The 7,162-nt window shown below is 68.6% G+C and carries 7 protein-coding genes and 2 pseudogenes; 5 read left to right on the top strand and 4 right to left on the bottom strand.

Annotated elements, in window-relative coordinates; translation table 11 throughout:
- Together J7E68_RS19655 and J7E68_RS07310 are read right to left on the bottom strand one after the other, a co-directional pair.
- Window positions 1-229: pseudogene (locus J7E68_RS19655) on the bottom strand (sugar ABC transporter permease); the annotation flags it as partial.
- Between the two features lie 76 nt (window positions 230-305).
- Window positions 306-1,619 (bottom strand): ABC transporter substrate-binding protein, encoded by a 1,314-nt coding sequence (locus J7E68_RS07310; protein ID WP_215171275.1) that lies wholly within the window; start codon window positions 1,617-1,619, stop codon window positions 306-308.
- Between the two features lie 258 nt (window positions 1,620-1,877).
- Between J7E68_RS07310 and J7E68_RS07305 the strand changes: the two genes are divergently transcribed.
- The 3 genes from J7E68_RS07305 (at window position 1,878) to purQ (ending at window position 3,442) form a co-directional block, all read left to right on the top strand.
- Entirely contained in the window at window positions 1,878-2,408 is a 531-nt protein-coding gene (locus tag J7E68_RS07305) for an adenine phosphoribosyltransferase (RefSeq protein ID WP_215171273.1), read from the top strand.
- 81 nt (window positions 2,409-2,489) lie between these two features.
- Window positions 2,490-2,738 carry a phosphoribosylformylglycinamidine synthase subunit PurS gene (purS, locus tag J7E68_RS07300; protein ID WP_215171271.1) on the top strand — a complete coding sequence of 83 codons (249 nt, stop codon included), beginning with the start codon at window positions 2,490-2,492 and terminating at the stop codon, window positions 2,736-2,738.
- Window positions 2,735-3,442, top strand: a complete 708-nt coding sequence (gene purQ / locus J7E68_RS07295) for a phosphoribosylformylglycinamidine synthase subunit PurQ (RefSeq protein ID WP_215171269.1) — start codon at window positions 2,735-2,737, stop codon at window positions 3,440-3,442. Before purS ends, purQ begins: the two co-directional genes overlap by 4 nt.
- A gap of 252 nt (window positions 3,443-3,694) precedes the next feature.
- Here the strand turns inward: purQ and J7E68_RS07290 are convergent, their stop codons facing one another.
- A complete protein-coding gene (locus J7E68_RS07290) occupies window positions 3,695-4,957 on the bottom strand; it encodes a hypothetical protein (RefSeq protein ID WP_215171267.1) in 1,263 nt (420 codons plus the stop codon).
- A gap of 163 nt (window positions 4,958-5,120) precedes the next feature.
- Between J7E68_RS07290 and J7E68_RS07285 the strand changes: the two are divergent.
- Window positions 5,121-5,567 (top strand): annotated as a pseudogene (locus J7E68_RS07285) (VOC family protein).
- Here J7E68_RS07285 and J7E68_RS07280 read toward each other — a convergent pair.
- A complete protein-coding gene (locus J7E68_RS07280; protein WP_215171265.1) occupies window positions 5,564-5,992 on the bottom strand; it encodes a DUF1761 domain-containing protein in 429 nt (142 codons plus the stop codon). The pseudogene J7E68_RS07285 and the gene J7E68_RS07280 sit on opposite strands and share 4 nt — an antisense overlap.
- A 138-nt stretch (window positions 5,993-6,130) precedes the next feature.
- Between J7E68_RS07280 and J7E68_RS07275 the strand changes: the two genes are divergently transcribed.
- Window positions 6,131-7,162: alpha-amylase family glycosyl hydrolase (locus tag J7E68_RS07275; RefSeq protein WP_251048741.1), on the top strand; the 1,032-nt coding region annotated here is incomplete at its 3' end.

Below are 7,162 nucleotides of genomic sequence, written 5' to 3'. Positions count from 1 at the left end.
GCAGGTCCCACTCGTGCACGGCGACCCACACCGTGTACAGCAGCGGGAAGAGTCCGACCAGTCCGAAGAGCAGGAAGAACGGCGAGATGTAGAAGTACGGCGAGGCGTTCTGGTCGAACCGCGAGAGGCGGTGTCGCCAGGGACGCCGGCCGGCGGCATCCGTCTTCGGGCTCTTCGCGTTCGTCGTCGACGCGGTCGTCGCCTGCGAGCGCTCATCGGTGAGTGTCATGACTCTTCCTTGGTCCTGGTCCGTGCGTCCGTGCGTCCGCGNNGCACGAACTGCGACCGGAAGGGATGCGGCTGGGTCAGTCGACCAGCTCGTTCAGGAGCGCGATCGCGGCATCCCAGGCACCCTGGGTGTCGGTGTCGCCGCGGTCGAGGCCGCTGAGGGCCGGACCGAAGACGTTCTCCTGGATGACCGAGTCATCGGCGCCCTTGAACTGCGCCACGACACCCTTCGCGCGCTCGGCGAGGATCGCACCGGTGGGCGCGTCGTTGAAGAACGGGTTCGGCGTCGCATCCGAGGCGAGCGTCTCCTGCGCCTTCACCGTCGAGGGGAAGTTGCCCGCTGCCTCAGACTGCTTGACCTGCTGCTCGGGCTGCGTCAGCCAGTCGGCGAGCTCGGCCGCGGCTTCCTTGTGCTCGGAGCTCTCGGGGATCGAGAGGAACGCGCCACCCCAGTTGGCTGCTCCGCCGGGGAAGACGTCGGCGAAGTCCCATCCGGTGGAGGCGTCGCCGCCGCCGGCCTCGACCTGACCCTGCACGACTCCGAGCATCCAGCCCGGGCAGACGAACGTGGCGAAGGTGCCGTCGACAAACGACTTGCCACCGTTCCAGTCCCACGCGGTCTGCGCAGCCGACTGGCCGCCCTCGGTCGCAGCGCCCAGCAGCTCGAAGCGCTCCTTGAGCTCGGCGTTGTCCTCGACGTTCAGCTCGCCGTCGGTCGTGTAGTAGCCCTCGTCGAGCTGGTTGACCATGGCGTTCCAGACGAAGCCGGAGTGGTCGTACCAGGCCTTGCCGGTCTTCTCGGTGTACTCGGCGCCGACCTCGAAGTAGTTCTCCCAGTCGCCGTTCAGCAGCTCGGCGACGGACTCGCGATCGCTCGGCAGGCCTGCGGCCTCGAAGGCCGCGCCGTTGTAGCAGATGCCGCTCGGGCCGATGTCGGTGCCGTAGCCGATCACGCGGCCCTCGGCGTCGGTCGCCTGCCCGTACTTCCAGTCGACCCAGTCGCCCTTGCGGTCTTCGATGCCGAAGTCGCGCAGGTCGACGAAGGTGTCGGAGACGTCCATGATGGCGCCGAGCCAGCCCTCTTCGATCGCGACGACGTCGCTGAGGCCCGAGCCTGCGGCGATCTTCGTGAACGCGTCGGTGCGGGCGTTGCCGCCGGTGTCGATGTTCGTCGCCTCGATCGTGACGTTCGGGTGCTCCTTCTCGTAGGCCTTGTAGAGGTCTTCGTAGCCGAAGGTTCCGAAGGTCGTCACGGTCAGCGTGACGTCCTCGTCGCCGGCGGCGCCGTCGCCGCCTTCTGCTCCGGCGGAGGCACAGCCGGCGAGGGCCAGGGCGGAGACGGATGCCGCGGCTGCTGCCATCAGGATCCGCTTGCGGGCACGTGTGTTCACAGTTCACTCCTTTGTGGTGGGTCGTGCGGTGGTGATGCGGGTGGTGCTCGGGGCGTGCGTGGCGGCTTCCGCTGGCACTTCTCCATGGGAGCGCTCCCACGCACTGTCCAGTGACTCTATGGGAGCGCTCCCACGGTGTCAAGCCCGAGCTGTGTGCGTCCATGACGCCGGAGAACGGGACGATTCGGGCGAAACGGCCGGAATCCGCCGACCGGGGCCCGTTTCTCCTGAGTTGTGAACGCGGCGTACCCTTGTCCGGTGCCCGACACCGAACTCTCCCCCGCCCTCGTCCGCGCCGCATCGCTGATCCGCAGCATCCCGGACTACCCCGAGGCGGGCATCATCTTCCGCGACATCACCCCGCTGCTGGCCGACGCCGAGGCCCTCCAGGCCACCACCGAGGCGATCGTCGCGCCGTTCGCGGGCCAGTTCGACGTCGTCGCCGGCATCGAGGCTCGCGGGTTCATCCTCGCCGGGGCCGCAGCGATCGCCGCGGGTGTCGGCCTCATCCCGATCCGCAAGGCCGGCAAGCTGCCCCGCCCCGCGGCATCCGTCGACTACGCCCTCGAGTACGGCACCGCGACGATCGAGATGCACGACGACCTGCCGGCCGGATCCCGCGTACTGCTGATCGACGACGTGCTCGCCACCGGTGGCACGCTCGCCGCCGGACGCGAGCTGGTCGAGCGCCTCGGCAGCCACGTCGTCGGCATCTCGGTGCTGTTCGAGATCGACGGCCTGGGCGGCCGCGAGGCCGTCGGCGACCTGCACACCGTCTTCCACGCCTGAGCGCCGCCACTCGCGAGAGCAGCCCTCGCGCGAGCCGGTAGACTGAGCACGCCCGTCCGCCCGCGACTTCCGGAGCCGTTCATGCCCACCATCGTCGTCGACGTCATGCCCAAGCCCGAACTGCTCGACCCCCAGGGGAAGGCCGTCTCCGGCGCATTCACCCGTCTGGGCGTCGAGGGCTTCTCCGATGTCCGCATCGGCAAGCGCTTCGAGCTCACCGTCGAGGGCGAGGTCACCGACGAGATCCTCGCCGAGGCCCGTCGCATCGCCGACGAGGTGCTCTCCAACTCCGTGATCGAAGACGTCGTCGGCATCGAGGTCGCCGAGTGACCACTCGCATCGGCGTCATCACCTTCCCGGGCTCGCTCGACGATCGCGATGCGCAGCGCGCGGTGCGCATCGCCGGCGCCGAGCCCGTGGCCCTGTGGCACGGCTCGCACGACCTCGAAGGCGTCGACGCTCTCGTCCTTCCCGGCGGCTTCAGCTACGGCGACTACCTGCGCGCCGGTGCCATCGCCGCCCTCTCGCCGATCATGAGCGAGGTCAAGGACGCCGCGGCCAAGGGCATGCCGATCCTCGGCATCTGCAACGGCTTCCAGATGCTCGTCGAGGCGCACCTGCTGCCCGGCGGACTGATCCGCAACGACCACCAGCACTTCGTGCGTCGCGATCAGAAGCTCATCGTCGAGAACTCCGACACGGCCTGGACCAACCGGTTCCGCACGGGCCAGGAGATCACGATCCCGCTGAAGAACGCCGACGGCGGATACATCGCCGACGAAGAGACGCTCGACCGTCTCGAAGGCGAAGGCCTCGTCGCATTCCGCTACGCCGGAGTGAATCCGAACGGCTCGCTGCGCGACATCGCCGGACTCACCAACGAGGCGGGCAACGTGGTGGGGCTCATGCCGCACCCCGAGCACGCCACCGAGGCCGGCTTCGGTCCCGACACCACCGCCGCCATGCGCTCGGGCATCGACGGCGTCGACTTCTTCACCAGCGCGATCGCCGCCGTCGCCCGCGTCGCCGCGTAAGCACGGGTCGCACACGGCTTCGGCCGGGCGGATCAGCGGATGCCGAGCTCCTCGGCGACCACCCACGACGTACCGAGCGAGGCCGTGTCCGCATCCGCGAGCCCGCGTGACTGGGCTCGACGGTGTGGTCGAACGGCATCCGCGCCCCGAGCGGGGCCAGTACCGCATCCGACACGGGCTTTTCCCGTGCGAAAGTGACCCCGCACCGCTCCGCAGCGCGCGTAAGCGCCCCCGCCCCGCGGCCGATCAGGCTCAGTCGACGGGCAGGTGGAAGGGGTTGTCGCCCGCGGCGGCGAGCAGGTACCAGGCCGTCGCGCCGGTGTGCAGGCTCGCGTAATAGAGGTCGCCGAAGCCGGAGTCCAGGCCGTCGGTCGATGTGGCGACGATGCCCTTGCCGTCGCCGTTGGGCGCGTCGCGCTGACCGAGTCGGATGCTGCTGAGCAGGGACTCCACGCGATCCGCGTCACCCGCCGCGTCGCGCAGCGTGAGAGCCAGCGCCAGGTGACCGCTGCCCTCGAACCAGACCTTCGACACGTCGGCGTCGCTGATCGACGCTCCCTGATACGGCCCGTCGGTGGCGATCAGGTTGTCGAGCGTCCAGTCCAGCGAGGTGTCGTAGCGGGCGTCACCGGTGGCGAGCGAGCTCCAGGTCTGCGCATCGAGCGGGATGGGGCGCGTGTTGACCGTCGATCCGTCCAGCAGCGTGCCGGTGTCGACATGCCCGTCGGCGCTCTGCATCGCTGCGACGAAGTCGGCCGCCACCGATGCCCGGTCGGACCACACGGGGTCACCGGTGAGCTGCGCGAGCTGCGTGAAGAATCCGGCGATGTCGCTGTTGTGCTCGGTCGACTTCCACACGAGCGACGAGCCGTCTTCGAGCTGCCCGCCGGTGTATCCGAAGGGTGCGCGCGCCATGTCGGCGGTGTTCGTCTGGATCCACTGCGCGATCTGCAGCGCCCCGTCGAGGTACTTCTGCTCGCCGGTCGCGTGGAAGATCCGCGTGAGGGCCATGCCCACCCACGCCTGGTTGCCGGTGAAGGTGCCGGGGCCGGTGATCTCGACACGTCCCTGGCGGATGCCGTGGGGCTCGTACGAGGTACGGACCCGCCCGTCGCCGATCGGGTCGTTCGCCTGCACGAAGAGCAGGGTGTCGGCGACTGACCGCGCGCGACGGATGTCGTCGGGAAGTCCCCGGGCCGTGTACGCGATCACGACGAGTGCGTCGTCGTAGACGAACGAGGGAGTGAAGTCCCATGTCGGCAAGTCGGTGAAGAACCCGCCCTCGTAGCTGCGCGGCAGGCAGTGGCCGGCGCCGTCGCAGAACTGGTCGACGCGCGCATCGAGGAACTCGTACGCCAGCGCGACGGACAGCGTGGGGTCCGAGGCGACGTCGGCGGTCGGGGCATCTGAGGGGCCATCGCCGGCGGCTGCGGATGCCGCGCCTGCGACCAGCGCCGCGGCCACGATCGCGGCAGCGATCATCCACGGAGCGGTGCGGCGCGACGAACCCGACATGAAGACCCCCTCGGTCTGAACCGCGGCCCGAGTCGGCGACCCGCAGGCGACCAGGAGGTCACACCCAAAATGCTGGCATACCAGTAAGTCCGGGCGGAAGAGGCGAAGGTCTAGTCTTTTCGACGCCTCCGGCGTTTCGCACCCCGCGAGTAGCATCCGGTGCATGCCCATTAAACTGGAGAACGTCGGTATCGCCGTGCGCGACCTCGAGGCGACGATCGCCTTCTTCACCGATCTCGGTCTCAGCATCCTCGGCCGTGACGAGGTGAGCTGAGAGTGGGCCGACACGGCCGTGGGTCTCGACGGCAACCACGCGAGAATCGCCGTGCTGCAGACGCCCGACGGACTCGGCCGGCTCGAGCTGTTCGAGTACATCCATCCCGAGGCGATCGAGACCGATCCTACGCTGGCCAACGAGATCGGCATGCACCGGGTCGCGTTCTCGGTCGACGACATCGACGAGTCCCTCGCCGTCGCCGCCCGGCACGGCTGCCACCCGCTCCGAGGAGTCGCGAACTACCAGGGCGTCTACAAGCTCACCTACCTGCGGGGCCCGAGCGGCATCCTGGTGATGCTCGCGCAGGACCTCACGAAGGACTCCGCGATCTAGCCGAGCGCCGGCGGCCACACCCCGATGATCAGCGCCATGATCACGATCGTGACGAGTTCGTGCGCGATGTTGAGGGTGGTCAGCGCGGTCGGCCGCCCCTCGAACGCATCATGGGTGATGAAGCGTGCCGCTGTGAAGCCGGCCCAGAGCAGCACGCCGGTGACGACCGCTGCCCAGAAGAACGACCCGTCGTAGAAGTGCCAGGCGATGGCGGATGCTCCGGCCAGCACCCACGCCGTCGCGAAGCTGACGAACACCGTGGTGATGATCGCCATGGTCGCGCTCGATCCAGGGCGATCCATGTCGACGTTCGCGAGCCTCGACCACCTCGTGCCGAACACTTTCGGCGAGTACCAGATCGTGCCGACGACCATGCTCGAGGCCGTGGCGAGGAGCACCGCCCAGTAGTTGATCTCGGGAACCATGACAGCCTCCAGTCGTCGGATGCCCGAAGCATACTCCCGCGCTGCAAGACGGTGTGGACCGCTTTCGCCGAGCGTCGTTCCGAATCGATTCGATACCAACGCTGGCGATCATGTAAGCGTTTGCACTAGCCTGTTGCCATGGCACAGCTTGAGCAGATCGCAGCCCCCGGTTCCGAGTGGTGGCGCAGCGCGGTCATCTACCAGATCTACCCCCGTTCGTTCGCCGACGCCTCGGGCGACGGCATCGGCGACCTGCCGGGCATCACCAGCCGCCTCGACTCCTTGAAAGAGCTCGGCGTCGACGCGATCTGGCTGAGCCCGTTCATGACGAGCCCGCAGCGCGACGCCGGCTACGACGTGGCCGACTACCGCGACGTCGACCCGCTGTTCGGCACGCTCGACGACTTCGACACGATGCTGAACGAGGCGCATGCCCGCGACATCCGCGTCGTCGTCGACCTGGTTCCGAACCACTCCTCCGCGCAGCACGCCTGGTTCCAGGAGGCGCTCCGTGCGGCTCCGGGCAGCCCCGAGCGCGCGCGGTACATCTTCCGCGACGGCAAGGGCAAGAACGGCGAGCTGCCCCCGAACAACTGGGAGTCCGTCTTCGGCGGCGGCATGTGGGAGCGCATCACCGAGGCCGACGGCACGCCGGGCCAGTGGTACCTGCACATCTTCGACCCCACGCAGCCCGACTTCGACTGGAACAACGAAGAGGTGCGCGAGGAGTTCCGCTCGATCCTGCGCTTCTGGCTCGACCGCGGTGTCGACGGCTTCCGCGTCGACGTCGCCCACGGAATGATCAAGGCCGACGGCCTGCCCGACTACACGCCGCCGGCCGACGCCGACTCGATGGGCGGCGGCGAGGCGAACGTGCCGTACTGGGGTCAGGACGGCGTGCACGACATCTACCGCGACTGGCACGAGGTGCTCGCCGAGTACGACGGCGACCGTGCGCTGTGCGGCGAGGCGTGGATGCCGACGCTGAAGCAGACCGCTCTGTGGGTGCGCCCCGACGAGATGCACCAGACGTTCAACTTCCCGTATCTGATGACCGAGTGGGACGCGAAGGCTCTCGGCGACGTCATCCGCGAGTCGCTCGACGCGTTCGGCGCTGTCGGCGCCCCCAGCACCTGGGTGCTGTCGAACCACGCCGTGGTGCGCCCCGCC

Source organism: Microbacterium sp. ISL-103 (assembly GCF_018613995.1).
In the GTDB taxonomy this organism is placed as follows: domain Bacteria; phylum Actinomycetota; class Actinomycetes; order Actinomycetales; family Microbacteriaceae; genus Microbacterium.
This window is presented reverse-complemented; position numbering and strand designations above follow the sequence as displayed.